This window comes from Coralliovum pocilloporae (assembly GCF_030845175.1).
Lineage (GTDB): Bacteria > Pseudomonadota > Alphaproteobacteria > Rhizobiales > Cohaesibacteraceae > Coralliovum > Coralliovum pocilloporae.
The window spans coordinates 318179-335472 of record NZ_CP132542.1; the positions used below are offsets into that span (position 1 = coordinate 318179).

The 17294-nt window shown below is 55.5% G+C and carries 14 protein-coding genes; 6 read left to right on the plus strand and 8 right to left on the minus strand.

Going from position 1 to position 17294, the window contains the following annotated elements:
* Position 1 precedes the first annotated feature (1 nt).
* Positions 2-1381: a cache domain-containing protein gene (locus tag RA157_RS01555; protein ID WP_350334727.1), complete on the minus strand. Its 1380-nt coding sequence runs from the start codon at positions 1379-1381 to the stop codon at positions 2-4.
* A gap of 210 nt (positions 1382-1591) precedes the next feature.
* On the opposite strand from RA157_RS01555, the gene RA157_RS01560 reads away from it, so the two are divergent.
* From RA157_RS01560 to RA157_RS01580, 5 genes are all read left to right on the plus strand, one after another.
* Entirely contained in the window at positions 1592-2674 is a 1083-nt protein-coding gene (locus RA157_RS01560) for a TRAP transporter substrate-binding protein (RefSeq protein ID WP_350334728.1), read from the plus strand.
* Positions 2675-2754: 80 nt separating this feature from the next.
* Complete coding sequence (locus tag RA157_RS01565; protein WP_350334729.1) at positions 2755-3750, plus strand: TRAP transporter small permease subunit; 996 nt, start codon at positions 2755-2757, stop codon at positions 3748-3750.
* 12 nt (positions 3751-3762) lie between these two features.
* Positions 3763-6429: a TRAP transporter large permease subunit gene (locus RA157_RS01570; RefSeq protein ID WP_350334730.1), complete on the plus strand. Its 2667-nt coding sequence runs from the start codon at positions 3763-3765 to the stop codon at positions 6427-6429.
* Positions 6430-6533: 104 nt separating this feature from the next.
* Positions 6534-6695, plus strand: a complete 162-nt coding sequence (locus RA157_RS01575) for a hypothetical protein (protein WP_350334731.1) — start codon at positions 6534-6536, stop codon at positions 6693-6695.
* Between the two features lie 84 nt (positions 6696-6779).
* On the plus strand, positions 6780-7700 hold the full coding sequence (locus tag RA157_RS01580) for a CHAD domain-containing protein (RefSeq protein WP_350334732.1): 921 nt from the start codon (positions 6780-6782) through the stop codon (positions 7698-7700).
* Positions 7701-7756: 56 nt separating this feature from the next.
* Here RA157_RS01580 and RA157_RS01585 read toward each other — a convergent pair whose 3' ends face one another.
* The 4 genes from RA157_RS01585 to RA157_RS01600 are packed head-to-tail and all read right to left on the minus strand — an operon-like array spanning position 7757 to position 12622.
* Positions 7757-8545, minus strand: a complete 789-nt coding sequence (locus RA157_RS01585) for a carnitinyl-CoA dehydratase (RefSeq protein WP_350334733.1) — start codon at positions 8543-8545, stop codon at positions 7757-7759.
* Positions 8546-8570: 25 nt separating this feature from the next.
* On the minus strand, positions 8571-10667 hold the full coding sequence (locus RA157_RS01590; protein ID WP_350334734.1) for an acetate--CoA ligase family protein: 2097 nt from the start codon (positions 10665-10667) through the stop codon (positions 8571-8573).
* Positions 10667-11827, minus strand: a complete 1161-nt coding sequence (locus RA157_RS01595; RefSeq protein WP_350334735.1) for an acyl-CoA dehydrogenase family protein — start codon at positions 11825-11827, stop codon at positions 10667-10669. Before RA157_RS01595 ends, RA157_RS01590 begins: the two co-directional genes overlap by 1 nt.
* Before the next feature lie 27 nt (positions 11828-11854).
* A complete protein-coding gene (locus RA157_RS01600) occupies positions 11855-12622 on the minus strand; it encodes an SDR family oxidoreductase (protein ID WP_350334736.1) in 768 nt (255 codons plus the stop codon).
* Positions 12623-12735: 113 nt separating this feature from the next.
* Between RA157_RS01600 and RA157_RS01605 the strand changes: the two genes are divergently transcribed.
* Positions 12736-13671 (plus strand): GlxA family transcriptional regulator, encoded by a 936-nt coding sequence (locus RA157_RS01605; protein WP_350334737.1) that lies wholly within the window; start codon positions 12736-12738, stop codon positions 13669-13671.
* A gap of 49 nt (positions 13672-13720) precedes the next feature.
* On the opposite strand, the gene RA157_RS01610 is transcribed toward RA157_RS01605, so the two are convergent.
* The 3 genes from RA157_RS01610 to RA157_RS01620 are packed head-to-tail and all read right to left on the minus strand — an operon-like array spanning position 13721 to position 17255.
* Entirely contained in the window at positions 13721-15382 is a 1662-nt protein-coding gene (locus RA157_RS01610) for an ABC transporter ATP-binding protein (RefSeq protein WP_350334738.1), read from the minus strand.
* A 4-nt stretch (positions 15383-15386) separates the two neighbouring features.
* Positions 15387-16280, minus strand: a complete 894-nt coding sequence (locus tag RA157_RS01615; RefSeq protein WP_350336251.1) for an ABC transporter permease — start codon at positions 16278-16280, stop codon at positions 15387-15389.
* A gap of 18 nt (positions 16281-16298) precedes the next feature.
* Positions 16299-17255, minus strand: coding sequence for an ABC transporter permease (locus tag RA157_RS01620; protein ID WP_350334739.1), 957 nt, complete (start codon positions 17253-17255; stop codon positions 16299-16301).
* Positions 17256-17294: the final 39 nt, after the last annotated feature.

The following is a 17294-nucleotide window of genomic DNA, read 5'->3' on the forward strand; positions in this document are numbered from 1 at the left end:
GTCAGGCCTCGTTTATCTCCGCCAGCATGGACTGTTCTATGGGCAATCTTGCATGGATGGCAAGTCCTCCACCCGCGGTTCGGGAGAATCTTATGCGTCCGCCAAAGCTCTCAACCCGCTCCTGCATGTTTCTGATACCCAAGCCAGAGGAGACTGCTCCCCGATTTTCCTCTGAAGCCAGACCGACACCGTTGTCCTCCATCGTCAGATCCACATAGCCCCTCTTCACCTTGAGGCCGATCTTGACTCTGTCTGCACCGGAGTGGCGCGCAACATTGGTCAAAGCCTCCTGCACAACACGATAAAGCGCTGTACGGGCCTCATCAGACAGAAGCTTGCGGGACCGCTCTGTATCGACGTCTACATCAATGCCGGTTTGTCTGGAAAACTCCGATGCCAGGCTCTTGACCGCTGCGGCAAGCCCCATATCGTCAAGAACAGACGGTCGCAATGCCATGGAAATCCGACGCACTTCTGAAATCGCATTGTCCAGAGTTGTCATTGACTTGCTAATCGGGTCGGAGACAGCGCCCCGCCCCTTTGCCCTGTCGAGTGCGAGATCAAGGCCATAACGGGCAGAGACAAGAAGTTGACTGATCCCATCGTGAAGCTCCCGGGACACACGCTTGCGTTCCTGCTCCTGAACATCCACAAGGCGGGCGGCAAGCTCCTTCAGACGGCTGTCCGCCATTTTCTGCTCAGAGAACCGTGCCACGGCAATAACCATGGCCGTCATCAAAATGGCCCCCAGAGACAGGACCACCAGAACAAGCTGCGTCTGCCTGATATTGTTCTCAAGTTCAGCCTGAACCGGCAAAACCTGTTTGGAGACATCATCCAGATAGATTCCGGTGCCCAGCATCCAGCCCCATTTCTCAAAGAAGACCGAATAGCCCAGCTTTTCCACATACTCGCCGCTTGAAGGCTTTTTCCACACAAAGGAATAGAACTCTCCCCCGCTCCGGGCGCGATCAATCAGGTCCTTGACCACATGACGGCCATCTTTGTCCGTGAGCCCTATCCAGCTGCTTCCAACCAGATAGGTCAGGCGTGGATTGACGATGTTCTTGCCCTCTTCGTCATAGATGAAGAAATAGCTGTCCTCCCCGAATGTCATTTTTCGAACAATCTCACGCGCCTGTCGCTGGGCCTGGCGGGTTGGCGTCAGGGTAGACTGGTAAATCGGCGAGAGCGCATTGCGGGCCAATGTAACATAGTTCTTGAGTTCCTCGCGCTTCAGGGCAATGACCATAGCCTCCACAGTCTGTGCCTGTGACTGCGCCAGTCTTGTGGACTGAAAGGTAATCACCCAGAGCATCAGGCCTGACACCAGGAGCACTGGAAACAGGGTAATGAGGAAAAGCTTGGTCTTGAACGTCATGACTCTCATTCCGTAATAGGCGCCTTGATCGAAGGCAGCCCTGCAAATCGCGGGCAGCCTATCATAACCTGCCGAAACGATTACCGTATTCGGTAGTACTACCGATCCATTCCGTACTTGCACGAATTGAGAATATATCGTGTAGTGAGTAGACACCTCTGCAACAGGCAGAGAGTCTGTATGCGTAAAAACTGATTTTGGGAGGACTTAATGGAACGCCGTACCTTTCTGAAGGGCGCAGCACTTGCCGGTGCCGCAACAACACTGGCAGCCCCGGCCGTCGCTCAGGCAAAAAAAGAAATGGTCATCGTCTCCACATGGCCACGGGACTTTCCGGGCCTCGGCTTGCCGGCGCAGCGCCTTGCAGCGCGTATCGCAGAGCTGACAGAAGGACGCATTGACGTTCAGTACTTCGCAGCTGGAGAGCGAGTGGGCGCTTTCGACAGCTTTGACGAAGTCGCATCCGGCAACGCTCAGGCCTATATCGCCGCCGACTATTACTGGAAAGGCAAGCATCCGGGCTGGGCACCGTTCACCGCCATCCCGTTTGGCATGACCTACACAGAAATTGACGCCTGGATCAAATATGCAGGTGGTCAGGAGCTCTGGGATGAGCTGGCCAGCGAATTCGGCCTGAAGAACTTCGCCATGGGTAACACCGGCGTCCAGATGGGCGGCTGGTTCAACAAGGAAATCGAAAGCGCTGACGACCTCAAAGGTCTGAAAATGCGTATTCCGGGCCTTGGTGGTGACGTCATGGCGAAACTGGGTGCATCTCCTGTATCCCTGCCGGGCGGCCAGATCTATGAAAACCTCGTCTCCGGCGCGATTGATGCCACAGAGTGGGTTGGCCCGTATAACGATTACTTCATGAAGTTCTACGAAGCCGCCAAGTACTATTACTGGCCGGGCATGCATGAGCCGGGCGCACAGCTGGCTCTTGGCATGAATGCATCCTGGTGGGGCACCCTCTCCAAAACAGACCAGGCCATCATTCAGGCCGCCTGTAACGAAGAGAATGCCCGCACAATGGCTGAAACAAACGCCAATAACGGTGCATTCCTCAATCGTCTGATCAATGATCATGGCGTGCAGCTGCGTGAGTTCAACGACGACGTTTATGACGCCTTCGGTGAAGCCGCTGCAGAGGTGATCGAGGAAGCGCGCGATCACAGCCCGCTCTCCAAGAAGATCTACGATGCTGTTCTGGAAAAACGCGCCGAGCTCGGTGCCTGGACCCAGCTGTCTGACACAGCTTACGTCCAGAAGCGGAACAACGTGATCAACCGCTGATCCGCGCAAATCCAAAACATTTCAGACAAATGCCAAGACGGGAACTTTCCCGTCTTGGTCATATATAAGGGCTGTAATTCATGTCATCCCAGGCGTTTGAGGGTCAGGTTACCTCAACCTCCGTCCCGAAGATGACCCGCCTCTTCGGCTGGTGTCTGCTGGCAGTCATGCTGGTTTATCTGATCAACAATTTTCTGACGTTCGGCGCAGGTTTGTCTGGCCCCGTTGATGCGCTTGCCGGAAACGGCAATGCCACGGCGTGGTTACTGACAGCGTTCTATCCGGTCAGCCTGGTGCTCGCGCTGCTGTATGTTCAGAGAACGTCAGCCCGCACTCTCAGGGAAGACAGCGACATTATCACCGGCATCAACACCTATTTCATCCGGGCCGCCTTCTGGTGCGTCCTGATTGTCGGGCTGGTTGATGTGACAATCTCGTTCCTGCGCGTTGAAGGTCTGCTGGAACAGGTGGTCGGGGAACAGCTGGCTAAAGACCTGGGACGGTCCCACTTCCGCGGCCCTTACGTTCATATGCCGCTTCTGGGCCTCAGTGTGGTACTTGCAGCCTTTACCCGGACACTCGGCTTCACCTGGCTTGCCCTGTTGATTGTGGTCGCCGAGCTGGCCATCGTCTTCATGCGGTTCATCTTCTCTTACGAGCAGGCTTTCATGGCTGACCTGGTACGCTTCTGGTATGGCGCATTGTTCCTGTTTGCCAGTGCCTATACCCTGCTGGAAGAAGGTCATGTGCGCGTTGATGTGTTCTATGCGGGGTTCAAAACCAAGACCAAGGCCCTGGTCAACGCCATCTGTACCCTGACAATGGGCTTCACCCTCTGCTGGACAATCCTGATTGTCGGCATGGGGCAGAAATCATCCGTCATCAACAGCCCGATCTTCAATTTTGAAACCACACAGGCCGGGTTCGGCATGTACGTGAAATACATGATGGCCGGTTTCCTTGGTGTGTTTGCTGTCTCCATGATGATCCAGTTCGTCAGCTATCTGATGAGCGCGGTTGCCGACTATTACGGCCATCCGGGCGGACGCGAACAAAACACAGACCTCACTCACTAGGCACCGGAAATCATGGAACTTCTCTTTCTTCTCATACTCGTGCTGCTCATGGCAGTGGCACTTGGATCTGGATATCCGGTTGCCTTTGCCCTTCCCGGATCCTCAATCATTGCTATCGCCCTGGCTGCTCTGTGTGGCTATCTGTTTGCAGGCGACCCCAGCGCTTACTTCGCACAGGGCGGTCCCTGGCAATGGCTCAGCGCCGGCGTCACCAACCTGCGCGGAGTTTATTGGGAACCTGAACGGGATACCCTGATTGCCATTCCGCTGTTTATCTTCATGGGCATCATGCTGCAGCGGTCCAAGATTGCTGAAGATCTGCTGATCACAATGGCTCAGCTCTTCGGCCCTGTTCCGGGTGGTCTCGGTATTTCCGTGGTCTTTGTGGGCGCACTTCTTGCTGCAACGACCGGCATTGTCGGCGCTACCGTTGTGGCCATGGGCCTGATCTCCCTGCCCGCTATGCTGCGCAACAACTATTCCCAGTCGCTGGCAACAGGTACAATCGCGGCCTCAGGCACGCTCGGGCAGATCATTCCGCCATCCATTGTCCTGATTATTCTGGCTGACCAGCTTTCAAGCGCCGCCGATCAGGCGGGGACCGCCCGTAAGACCCTGTTCAAGGAATCGACCGGCGAGCTGTCCATGCCGTCAATCTTTGACGTTGGCTCCACCAGTGCCGGTGAAATGTTCCTTGGTGCTTTCCTGCCGGGTCTTGTGCTTGTCGCGCTCTATATGATCTACATTCTGGTCTATGCCTATATGAAGCCGGACAAGGCTCCGCCGGTCCCCTATGAAGGCAAATATGACCGGGCATTTATCACCAAGGTCTTCCTGACCCTGTTCCCGCCGCTGACACTCATCTTCCTCGTGCTTGGCTCGATCATTGCCGGTATCGCGACAGTGAATCAGGCCGGTGCCATTGGTGCAGGCGGCGCGCTGATCATGGCAGGCTACCGACTCAGAGAAGGCCACAAGCGGGCCTACTGGCCAGCCCTGATTGCCATCTTCTCTCTCATCGCAATCGCCTTTGTGCTGTCATTCTTCAACACCAACGTCAAAGCCATCAATACGGATAGTGATCGTCTCGGCATCGCACTCGCAACACTGGCGGTTATCGGCCTGACAGTTGCCCTTGCATGGAGCGGCTGGCGTGCCCTGAAGATTGAGGACACCCTGCGCGGCGTAATGGTGGAAACCGCCAAGACCACCGCTCTGGTGTTCATCATCCTGCTCGGTGCTGCCATTCTGACAGCGGCCTTCCGTGCCTTTGGTGGAGAGCATCTTGTGAAGGAGTTCCTCAACGGCCTGCCAGGCGGGTTCTGGACCAAGTTTGTCATCGTCATGGCCGTGATCTTCATCCTCGGCTTCTTCCTCGACTTTATCGAGATTGCCGTTGTGGTCGTGCCCATCGTGGCACCGATCCTGCTGGCTGACCCCGGCGCAAACATCACAGCTGTCTGGCTTGGTGTGATGATCGGTCTCAACATCCAGACCTCCTTCCTCACACCACCTTTCGGCTTTGCCCTCTTCTATCTGCGCGGAGTTGCACCTGCCACGGTCAAAACACTCCAGATCTACAAGGGTGTGATTGTTTTCATCGGCCTGCAGCTTGCGGCTCTGGCCATCGTTGGCGCCCTGCCGCAACTGGTGAATTATCTGCCGAACCGCGTCGCGTTTCTTTCAGATACGGCACCGCCACCGCGCAATCCGCGCCTCACCTACTGCATTGACCGCTATGTGACAGAAGAAGTCACACGCAATGGTGTTGCAATCGCTCAGGCTGTTCTCAATGCCAAGGCTATCAACATCGATGCTCTGCCGCGTAAGCTGTCATCAGACGCGACAAAGAGCTTTGATAATGTGGCCAAGGCTATTGATCTCCTGAAACAGGCAAACGAGGCCGAGAAGCGGATTGAGGAAGCATCTGTCGCGTTCAGACCACTTCATACCGAGGTTCGGGCCATTGAAGCGGATATCCGCAAGATCCGGAAAGAGATCAAGGACTACGATACCCGTATCAGCCGCCTGAACGATCCGTCCGAGCTTGACGCTCGCAAGAAGCTGGAAGCGCGTGTTGAAGTTCTGAATGCGGAAATCAACGCTCTTGAGCAGACCATTCCATCCGGATGGGATGCGGCTTACGCCAAGTTCAATGAACTGAAGAAAGCGGAAACAGATCTCCGTCGCGCCTATATGCGGGCTTCAACGCAGGCCTACGAGCCTGTTGGGGAACTGCTGGCAGTGATCGACAGTTCAGATGCCTTCCGGGCTCTGGAAGCCGATCTGAAGGCCGTCAAGGGTCAGCTAGATGCAGCAACGGCTGACAATCTGGCGAACCTGGTTCCGGTCTTCAAAGAGCTTGAGCGCAAGGTACGCGATGTTGAAGGCACATCCGACATCAAGTCGGCTCTGTCCAAAGCCAGACGCGCTGTCCGTGCCCGCAAGCCGGATCAGGAAAAAGCGGTCAAGGAGTTCGATAAGGCCCTCAAGCTTTACGCTGAACAACTGGACTGGCGTGGCAAGGCTGAAGCGGACATTGCACCGGGCCTTCGCCAGTATGAAGCCGCTATCCGGGAGACAATCGGTATTCGGCAGCAGCAGAAAATGACAAAGGACCAGGCTCTCTATGTTGCCGCCTGTGCCTCTGATCACCGCGATATCTCGCTGCACTTCTGATCTCGTGTCAGAAAACAATTCAAAAGCCGACGGAACTCCCGTCGGCTTTTTCTGTTTCACTGCTATAATTGAGTCTCCGGAATGCCCTCAGAAGGTCATTGGCAATGAAGATTATTGGCGGCATGGCCAGAAAACTCAAAACACTGCATGAGCAGATTGAAGCAGAAAAGCAGGCGGAGAAGGCGGGAAAAGAAAAACGTCCCGCGTCCGAAAGCGATCTTCACCATACTGAGGACCAGGGACTGGATTATGACAAAGAGCTGTGAAACAGTTTGATATCCGGGACTTAGAGTACCATTCGCAGTCTCTGTCGCGGATAATGAAATCCGGATGTAAGGGGTACGGACTGAATGGCTCGTCGGTTAAAGGTCGGCAGAGGAATAGGCCAGGAACTGAAACGCATTGTCCGTTCCGGATTGAAGAAGACAATCAGCGACCTGGCCTCAGCAGCAGACGATCCCGATGCAAGAATTCTGTCCGCCAGAAAACGGATTAAGATCATCCGCGCCAATCTGGTTCTGGCGAAGTCCCAACTGGGTCCGCACTACCGGACGGAGACCGACAATCTTCGGTCCGTGGCCCATCGCCTGGCCAAGGCTCGTGATCTGCAGGCTCTTATTGTCATCGCGGAAAACCTGGCGCGCACCTCAAGAGCGCAAGACGCGGATACAGCCATTGCTCTCTGTACTCTTTCCGTGTCTCTTTCCCATCTTCTGACAGAGGAACGTCCTGGCAAGACGGAACTCACCGAGGCTATAGGAACTCTCACCGGGTGCCTCGAACGGGTGACACACTGGTCTTTGACCGATGACTGCACCCCCTATTTCGATGCCTATCAGAAAACCTATAGCGGTGTGCGCAAACGGTTGGACTTCGGGTTCCGAGAGAACGATCCGATCCACATCCATGATGGACGAAAGCTGGTTATCAGGCATCGTCATCATCTGGTCGCACTCTCACAAGCAGCACCGGACCATTTCATCTCACGGGCAGAAGACATCAGAACCCTGAGGCGCAGCCTGGGCGACTATGACGACCTGATGGCGCTTGTAGCCTTTGTCGGCAAGGAAGGCCCGGCCCTCTATGACCTGTCGCCCCGACAGAGGGATCTCATCGCAAACCGCGCCCGTGAAATAGCACAGCCGTTTGCCCAGGCGGCAAAAGCACACTTTGAGACCATGTTTGCCGAGAAACCCAAGCGTCACCGCTTCAATGCGCAGTCTCTCTGGAACCTTGCTGAAGCTGAGACCGGTCCTGCCGTGTCAGACTGACAAAGCTTCTGGTGAGCTTCTGGGGAGCCTCCGACGACTCCCCGTTTCAGAACATGTCAGCGTCCCTTCCAGACAGGGTCGCGCTTTTCTGCAAAGGCCCGGGCTCCCTCAAGCTGGTCCTCGCTGGCATAGAGTGTCTGAATGGACGCAAATTCACGCCGATTCATCTTGTTCATGGATTCCTGGAAACTCATGGTTTCAGACGCCCGAACCACTTCCTTGATTGCCGCATAGACAAGAGGCGGTCCGCTGGCCAGAAGTTCCGCCATATCCAGAGCTGCATCCATCAGCTCAGCCGCCGGTACAATCCGGTTTACAAAGCCCCATCGGTGCGCTTCCTCGGCGTCAAGGCGTCGGCCGGTAAACAGCATCTCCATAGCGATATGATAAGGAATACGCTTTGGCAGCTTGGCGGTTGCCGCATCAGCAATCGTTCCTGAGCGAATTTCAGGCAAGGCAAATGTGGCATGATCAGCAGCAATAATGATGTCTGCACTGAGCGCCAGTTCAAAACCGCCTCCAAAGGCAATCCCGTTCACCGCTGCAATAACCGGTTTGCCAAGATTGGGCAGCTCCTGAAGACCACCAAAGCCGCCTTCACCATAATCCGCATCCGGTTCTTCCCCTTCAGCTGCCGCCTTCAGGTCCCAACCCGGGCAGAAGAATTTCTCTCCGCCGCCGGTGATGATGGCAACACGCAGGTTCGGATCATCACGAAACTCCACAAACGCCTTGCTCATGACACGGCTGGTTGCCGCATCAATGGCATTCGCCTTGGGGCGATCAAGGGTCACGATAAAGATAGCGCCTTTGCGTTCTACCCGGATCGGGCTTGCCTCTGACATCAGATTATTCCTCTCAAAGCTTCAATCACGTCTGAATGCGCCGGATAACCGCATCCACAGCAACTGCCCCCTCACCTTTCGGGCGCAGCATGACAGGGTTCACATCAAGCTCCAGCAGCCCGTCACCCTCTTCCATCGCATAGTGCACGACTGCGAGAACAAGGTCAGCGGCGGCTTCAAGGTCTGCCGGAGCAGCACCACGATAGCCTGTCAGAAGCGCCGCTGTCTTCAGAGACAGTAATGCCTCTATAATCTCTTCCCGTGTAGTCGGCAGAAGAAGGGTCGCGCTGTCTTTCAGCAAATCGACAAGGACACCACCCGCCCCGAGCACCAGATGCAGGCCAAACTGTTCATCACGGTTGATACCGACAAGGATTTCAGCGACGGTCCCCGTCACCATGGCTTCGACCATAAATCGATCAGACAGATGGGCCATGGAGTTATAAGCAGCTCGCACCTCGTCGTCGGTCTGCAGACCAACAGCCACGCCGCCAACATCACTCTTGTGGGCAAGGGTGTCGCTGACAACCTTCAGCACCACCGGCAATCCAAGTGCGCAAGCCGCGTTGACCGCATCATCCTCAGACGTGACCAGCTGGCGATCCGGCACAGGCAGGCCATAGCCAGAAAGAACCGCCTTGGCAGCATCCTCATCAAGACTGACAATGGTCGCAATGTCATCAACACCGCCAGCACCAATGCAACGCAAGGATTCTCCAGGCTGTCGCCTGAACGCAGCCCCTATCTCTGCCGCAGCTTCAATCGCATCATAAGCGTCATCAATCCCGACCATCGGCACCAGGCCAAGGCGGCAGAGTTCAGCGGCACGGTCTTCTGACAGGTTTTCCTGCAATGTCGCCAGAACAGCGGCTTTGGCACCTGTCACATGACTGGCTTCGGCCAGAGCATTCACCGCGGCCTGCCAGGCCTCATCACCGCAACGATCAGTTCTTGGGAAATCCAGAACCAGGATGGACAGGTCAAACCCGTTTGACAGCATGGCCGTAAAGGTCGCCGTCAACTTCTCCTGATCGCCCCAGATGAAGGTGTGATAATCAAGCGGGTTGGCAACGGCAACAATCTCGTTCAGCGTGTCCTTGACCCTGCCCCTTTCATCCTCCGCAAGAGCGCGGAAAAAGACAGCCCGCCCTTCCGCACTGTCAGCCATCAGACTGGCCTCACCGCCTGAACAGCTCATGGATGTGATAGATGTCCCATCCAGCGGACCAAGCACATGCAGCAGTTTCAATGTCTCAAGGAAGGAGGGCAGTGAATAGACACGAGCGGCCCCCAGGCGGCGCAGAAACGCATTTGTCAGAGAATCAGATCCGGCCAGGGAGGCTGTGTGGGAGATGGTCAGGGCCTGCGCGGCTTCAGACCGACCTATTTTAAGCACAACGACCGGAATATTCTTCTCCCGAGCCTTGAGGACCGTGGCCTCAAAAGCAGCGATATCGTCAATACCCTCGATATGAAGACCAAGCACCGTCACGCGCGGATCATCAAGGGCGGCAGATGCCAGTTCAGAAAGCCCGCATTGTGCCTGATTGCCCGCAGTCAACACATAGGCAACCGGCAACCCACGCGCCTGCATGGTCAGATTAATCGCAATATTGGAGGATTGCGTCAGGATGGCCACACCCGTCTCAACCGCAGCACCACCATGCTGGTCCGGCCAGAGCAAGGCACCATCCATATAGTTGATACAGCCGTAGCAGTTGGGCCCGAGGATCGCCATGGGCCCGGCAGCCTCTATAAGCTGCTCCTGGAGGTCGGCACCATCATCAACTTCTCCAACCGCTTCCTTGAACCCCGACGCATAACAGACAGCACCACCAGCCCCGGCTTCAGACAATTGCCGAACCAGATCAATGGTCAGATAGCGATTCACGCCGAGAAAGGCTGCATCCGGCGCTGATGGCAGATCAGCAACTGACGCAAAGCATGGATACCCTTCCACAAGCGTCTTCTTTGGGTGAACCGGCCAGATCTGTCCCCGATATCCCATACGCTTGCATTGCCGAATGGCCTCGGCGGCTTCATTGCCACCAAAAAAGGCGATGGATCTTGGCCTCAGCAGTCGGCCAAGCCCCTCTCGAAACGATCGCGCCGCCATCAGCATCAGGCCCCCAGCGGACGCAGCAAATCGCGGCTGATAATGTGACGCTGAATTTCGGATGTGCCATCCCAGATCCGTTCCACACGGGCGTCCCGCCAGAACCGCTCAAGCGGGAAGTCATCCATCAACCCCATGCCGCCATAGATCTGGATCGCCTCATCCGTCACCCGTGCCAGCATTTCCGTGGCATAGACCTTGGCAGACGCGATTTCACGATTGGCAGGCAGCTCCTGATCAAGACGCCATGCAGCAGCCAGTGTCAGATAGTCAGCCGCATCAATCTCGGTAATCATGTCTGCAAGCTTGAAGGAAATGCCCTGAAACTTGCCAATCGGCTGACCAAACTGCTTCCGCTCCGCTGCATAGTTCAACGCATAGTCAAAGGCCCGGCGGGCACGGCCAACACTCATCGCAGCCACAGTAATCCGCGTTGCGTAGAGCCACTCATTCATCACGGCAAAACCACCATCAACCTCACCCAGAACCTGGGCATCCGGCAGACGGCAATCATCGAAATTCAGAACGTAGTTGAGATACCCACGATGAGAAACCGACTTGTAACCGTGCACCACCTCAAAGCCGGGCGTGCCACGGTCGACAAGGAATGTGGTGATCCGTTTTTTCGGCCCACGGGGCGTATCGTCCTCACCGGTTGCAACAAAAACGATAAAGAAATCCGCGTGTTCAGCACCGGAAATGAAATGCTTGGTACCGTTCAGAACCCAATCACCACCATCACGACGGGCGGTGCACTTCATGCTGCGCACGTCCGAGCCGGCATCAGGCTCGGTCATCGCCAGAGCATCCATCTTCTCACCACGTACAGCCGGGAAAAGATAACGTTCACGCTGCTCGTCATTACAGGCCATCAGAATATTCTGTGGTCGTCCCCAGAAATGGTTGAGCGCCATGGACGCCCGACCAAGCTCACGCTCCAGCAACGCAAACTCCAGATGGTTGAGACCGCCGCCGCCAACCTCTTCGGGGAAGTTCGGCGCATAAAAGCCAAGATCCAGCACCTTTTGCTTCAGTTCCTGGCCAAGCTCTTCCGGCACCCGACCAAGACGGTCGACTTCTGCTTCATGCGGATAAATTTCATTTTCAACGAAGGAGCGGACCGTCTCGACGATCATCTCCTGTTCCTGAGTCAAACCGAAATGCATGGTGCACCTCTTTCAGAACAGCGGTTGCTAGTTGATCGATTCCGTATGACCATCAACGGTCAGGGCCTGGCCGGAGATCATCTTCCCGGCAGGCGATGTGATAAACAGGATCATCTCTGCCAGATCATCGGCACTGACAAAGGACTTGAGAGATGTTCCTGCTGTATAACTGGCCCGGATTTCCTCTTCAGACCGACCGGTCGCTCTGGCATCTGCCGCAATAACCCGGTCCATCCGGTCTCCACTGACAGCACCCGGGCAGATGACATTGACCCGGACATTCGAACTCCCCAGTTCCATGGCCATGGACTTGGTCAGACCGATGACACCCCATTTGGCGGCAGCATATGGCGTGCGGTTCGGATAACCATAGAGCCCGGCGGTGGACGAAAAATTCACGATCGACCCGCTCTTCTGTGCCTTCATCAGAGGAATGGCTTTGCGGCTGCACAGAAAAGTTCCATCCAGCGTGACCGAGATACAGGCCTTCCACGCATCAAGAGAGAGGTCTTCAAGCGGACCCGTCGGCCCGCCGATACCAGCCGTATTGACCAGGATGTCGATGCCCCCGAGGCGGTCCAGAGCCTGTGCGAATAACTGATCAACCTGGCTTTCGTCGGTCACATCAGCCGCACAGCCGCCAGCAAGCCCCTCTGCTTCAACCGCTTGTGCAACGGTCTCATCATTAACATCGCAGATGAAGACCTGATCGCCGCGTTCTCTCAGACGCTGAGCCACCGTGCGTCCGATTCCGTTACCGCCTGCAGTGACAACAACACGTAAACTGTCGGCCATACTCGTCCTCCCAAACCCGCAGGCTTCCAAACATTATCGAAAGGCTATCGACATTTGCCGGAGTGATAAATACATTTTTCGACAGAGTTGATACGGTTTCCGAGGTATTTTTGATGCATATGGCCTTCGTCCTGTTTGATCATTTCAGCGGCCTGTGTCTCTCCAACGCTCTGGAGCCACTTCGTGCTGCCAATATGAAATCGGGGCGCGACCTGTATTCCTGGTCACTGGCCAGTCCGGACGGGAAACCTGCCGTGACCTCAAGCCAGTTACAGATCAACGCTGATTTCTCCATTGATACACTGCCGAGGCCCGATATTCTCTTTGTCATGCCGAGCTACCATTACACCCAGCATGAAACGCCCGCCGTCCTCCGTTCCCTGCGCCAATGGGCTCAGGCCGGACTGACTCTGGGTGGTCTTGATTCCGGTAGTCATCTGCTCGCGAGAGCCGGATTACTGGATGGATATCGCGCAACGATACACTGGGAAGAACTCGGCATCTTTGAAGAGCGATTCCTGAACGTGACTGTTGTCGCCGACCGCTTCGTCATTGACAGAAATCGCATCACCGCTGGTGGTGGAACCACAACACTGGACCTGATGTTGCATCTGATCAGACGCGACCACGGGGAAACGCTGGCCAATGATGTGGCAGGCACTTTTATCTATGACCATGAACGCGCATCCGGCGACCCGCAATGGTCCAATCCGGGTGGCATTCATGCAAAACGCTATCCCAAGCTGGCCCGCGCTCTGACCATCATGTCAGGCTCTCTGGAAGAGCCTGTCGCCATTGGTGAGCTGGCTCGCAAGACCGGGATGAGCCAGAGAGACCTGGAGCGATTGTTCAAAAAGGTTCTCTCCACCAGTCCGAATGCCTACTATCAGCATCTCCGCCTGGCCAAAGCCCGCAGTCTGCTGATGGAAACGGCGCTGACCGTTGCAGAGATCGCAGCACGCACCGGGTATACATCCGGCAGCGCCTTCTCTCGAGCCTTCCGCTCCCATTTTGGCCACGCCCCCGGCAAGCTGCGCCAGATGCGATAAAGGCCGCCCGGAGGCGACCTTTATACTATTCCATCGGGTCTGACATCTATCAGTTGCCAGCTGACTCCATGCCACCCTTCTGCTTCCGCTCTTCCAGCAGCTTGTCGAGCCAGTCCGGATCCATCTCCGGCACTGATGACAACAGAAGTTCCGTATATTCATGATGCGGCGGAATGAACATCTGGCTCTTTGGTCCGTGTTCAACCACCCGTCCCTGCAACATGACAACCACTTCATCGGCGATGGAGCGGACCGTCGCAAGGTCATGCGTGATGAACATGTAAGCCAGATCAAACTCGCTCTGCAGTTTGTCGAGCAGGCGCAGAATACCTTCCGCCACCAGCTGATCTAGCGCAGACGTCACCTCATCACAGATGATGAATTCAGGCTCGGCGGCAAGAGCGCGCGCGATACAGATACGCTGCTTCTGGCCGCCCGAAAGCTCACCCGGCAGCCGGTCAATGAACTGATCCGGCTCAAGCTCAATCATGTCGAGAAGCCCGCGGATACGCTCTTCCTTCTTTTTGCCTTTCATGCCGAGATAGAATTCTAGCGGCCTGCCGATCACATCCCTGATCCGCTGCTTCGGATTAAGGGCTGTATCCGCCATCTGATAAATCATCTGGACACGCCGCAGCAGATCCTTGGACCTGCTGCGATAATCCGCAGGAAGGATCTCGCCGTTAAACAGAACCTCCCCTTGCCGTGGAGGCAGGAGGCCGGTCACACAACGGGCTGTGGTTGACTTGCCTGAACCGGATTCACCCACAACAGCAACAGTTCTGCCACGATGGATCTTGAACGACACATCATGCAGAACCGGCACATTGCCATAGGCTGCCGTTACATTGCGGATTTCGACAACTGGCGTTTCACTCTCAGGGGCCGATGGTTTTTCAGCTCGTTGAAACTCGCGCACCGCCCACAGGGACTTGGTATAGTCTTGCTGCGGCGAAGACAGCATGGTCCGCGTGTCAGCCTCTTCCACCTCATTGCCATAGCGCAGAACCTTGATCTTGTCAGCCATCTGCGCCACGACCGCCAGATCGTGCGTGATGTAGATCGCGGCTGTGTTGAACTGCTCAACAATATCCCGGATGGCTGACAGCACCTCAATCTGCGTTGTCACATCCAGCGCGGTAGTCGGCTCATCAAAGATGATCAGATCCGGACGGCAGGACATGGCCATGGCCGTCATCGCACGCTGCAACTGACCACCGGAGACCTGGTGCGGATAACGGAAACCGATCTCCTCAGGGTTCGGCAATCGCATGCGCCGATACAATTCCACCGCATCCTCAGACGCTGTTTCAGCCGACAGAATACCATGCTGAACCGGTGCTTCATTATACTGATCGATGAGCTTGTGAGCCGGATTGAATGACGCAGCCGCTGACTGGGCCACATAGGCAATCCGGGCACCGCGAAGTTCCCGCTTGTGGCCTTCACTGGCTGTCACCAGATCCACACCATCAAACATCACCGAGCCGCCATTGATCCGGCAACCGCCTTTGGTATAGCCCATGGCTGCCAGACCGATTGTGGACTTACCCGCCCCGGATTCCCCGATCAGGCCCAGCACCTCGCCCTTGTGGAGTTTCAGATCCACGCCATGAACAATGCCATGCCATTTTTCGTCGGAATATCCCTCAATCTTCAAGCCTTTGATGTCGAGGAGTACTTCTCCAGAGGTCACAGATGTCTCTTTCATCTTCCTACTCCTTCAGACCGCTTGAACGATGCAGCATCCAGTCAACCACGAAGTTGACGGCAACTGTCAGCAGGGCAATAGCACCGGCGGGCAGAAGCGGCGTCAGACCAAGCGTGATGTCATCAGCAGCAAAGGTGATCAGGGTTGCGTTGTCACGCACCATGGATCCCCAGTCAGCCGTTGGAGGCTGAATGCCAAGACCAAGGAAGGACAGGGCAGCGATAAACAGGAAGACGAAGCAGAAGCGCAGGCCGAATTCCGCAATCAATGGAGCCATGGAGTTTGGCAGGATTTCATGCCGGATAAGCCACCAGAGCCCCTCTCCGCGCAGCTTGGCTGCCTCGATGTAATCCATCACCACGATATTGCCGGCAACAGCGCGGGTCAGGCGATAGACACGGGTCGAGTCCAGAACTGCAATCACCAGGATCAGAACGATCATCTTCATCTGTCCGTCACTGATGATGAAAAGACCAACATCGACCGCACCCACCTTGGAGAAAATCGTCAGCAGCAGCAGAGCAAAAATCAGAGATGGGATCGACATCAGAACATCGACAATCCGGCTGAAGAACTGATCAAGCCAGCCACCCAGCGTAGCCGCCAGCAGGCCCATCAATCCGCCAAGAACAAAGGCGATTACGGTTGTTGCCAGAGCAATACCCACTGTGTTCCGAGCACCATAAATCAGTCGGGACAGCATATCCCGGCCAAGATTGTCCGTGCCGAGGAAAAACTCGCCAAACCAGAGATCATATTCCGGACCAACAATTTCCGTCTCACCGTGCGGTGCCAGAATTGGCGCAAAAAGCGAAACCAGAATATAGGACAGGATCACGATCATGCCGAACCAGGCGCTGAGCGGAGCTGTTTTCAAACCTTTCCAGAGGTCTGTCATCATAAGTTTCCCCTCCCCTTAGCGCGGATGCAGCAAGCGTGGATTGCTGAGAATTGACAGGATATCGGCTGTCAGGTTCAGCAGGATATAGGTTGCTGCGAAAATCAGACAGGCTGCCTGCACAACGGTGATGTCACGCTTGGCGACCGAATCCACCAGCAACTGCCCCAGGCCCGGATAGACAAAGACCACTTCAACAACCACAACACCCACAATGAGATAGGCAAGGTTCAGTGCAATCACGTTGATGATCGGCGCCAGTGCATTTGGCAAGGCGTGTTTGACGATTACCCGTGACTTGGAAAGCCCCTTCAGATGAGCCATCTCGATATAGGGGGATGCCAGAAGGTTGATAATAGCCGCTCGCGTCATGCGCATCATATGCGCGATCACCACAAGCGTCAGCGTCAGGGCTGGCAGGAAGGACTTGTACATCCGTTCCAGGAATGGCGTACCCGCATCCACATTCGAGATCGGCGGGAACCAGCCAAGCTGAACCGACAGGAACAGGATAAGGATATAGGCAACAAAGAACTCAGGAAATGAAATCGATGTCAGCGTCGACACATTGATTGCACGGTCAAACAGTGAATTCCTGTAAAGCGCCGCCAGAACACCAAGCGCAATGGCAAGCGGTACGGCGATAACTGCTGCAAAAGCAGCCAGGAACAGCGTATTGCCAAGCCGGGAACCGATCAGTTCCGAAATTTCCCGCTGGTTAGCCAGGGATTTGCCGAAGTCCCCCTGAAGCACGCCACCAAGCCAACTGAAATAGCGCGTGAAAGCAGGCTGATCGAGACCAAGCTCCCGACGGAAAGCAGCAACTGTTTCTTCCGTTGCAGCCTGACCGAGAATTTCCTGTGCAAGATCACCTGGAAGAAGTTCAACGGCGGAAAAGATAATAACAGAGACGACAAAGAGCGTCAGAAGCCCCAGCCCCAAACGCTGAAAGACCATGCGTAGAATAGGATGCATATCCGGACCCCAAAACCGAGTTCAATGACAAAAAAGCTG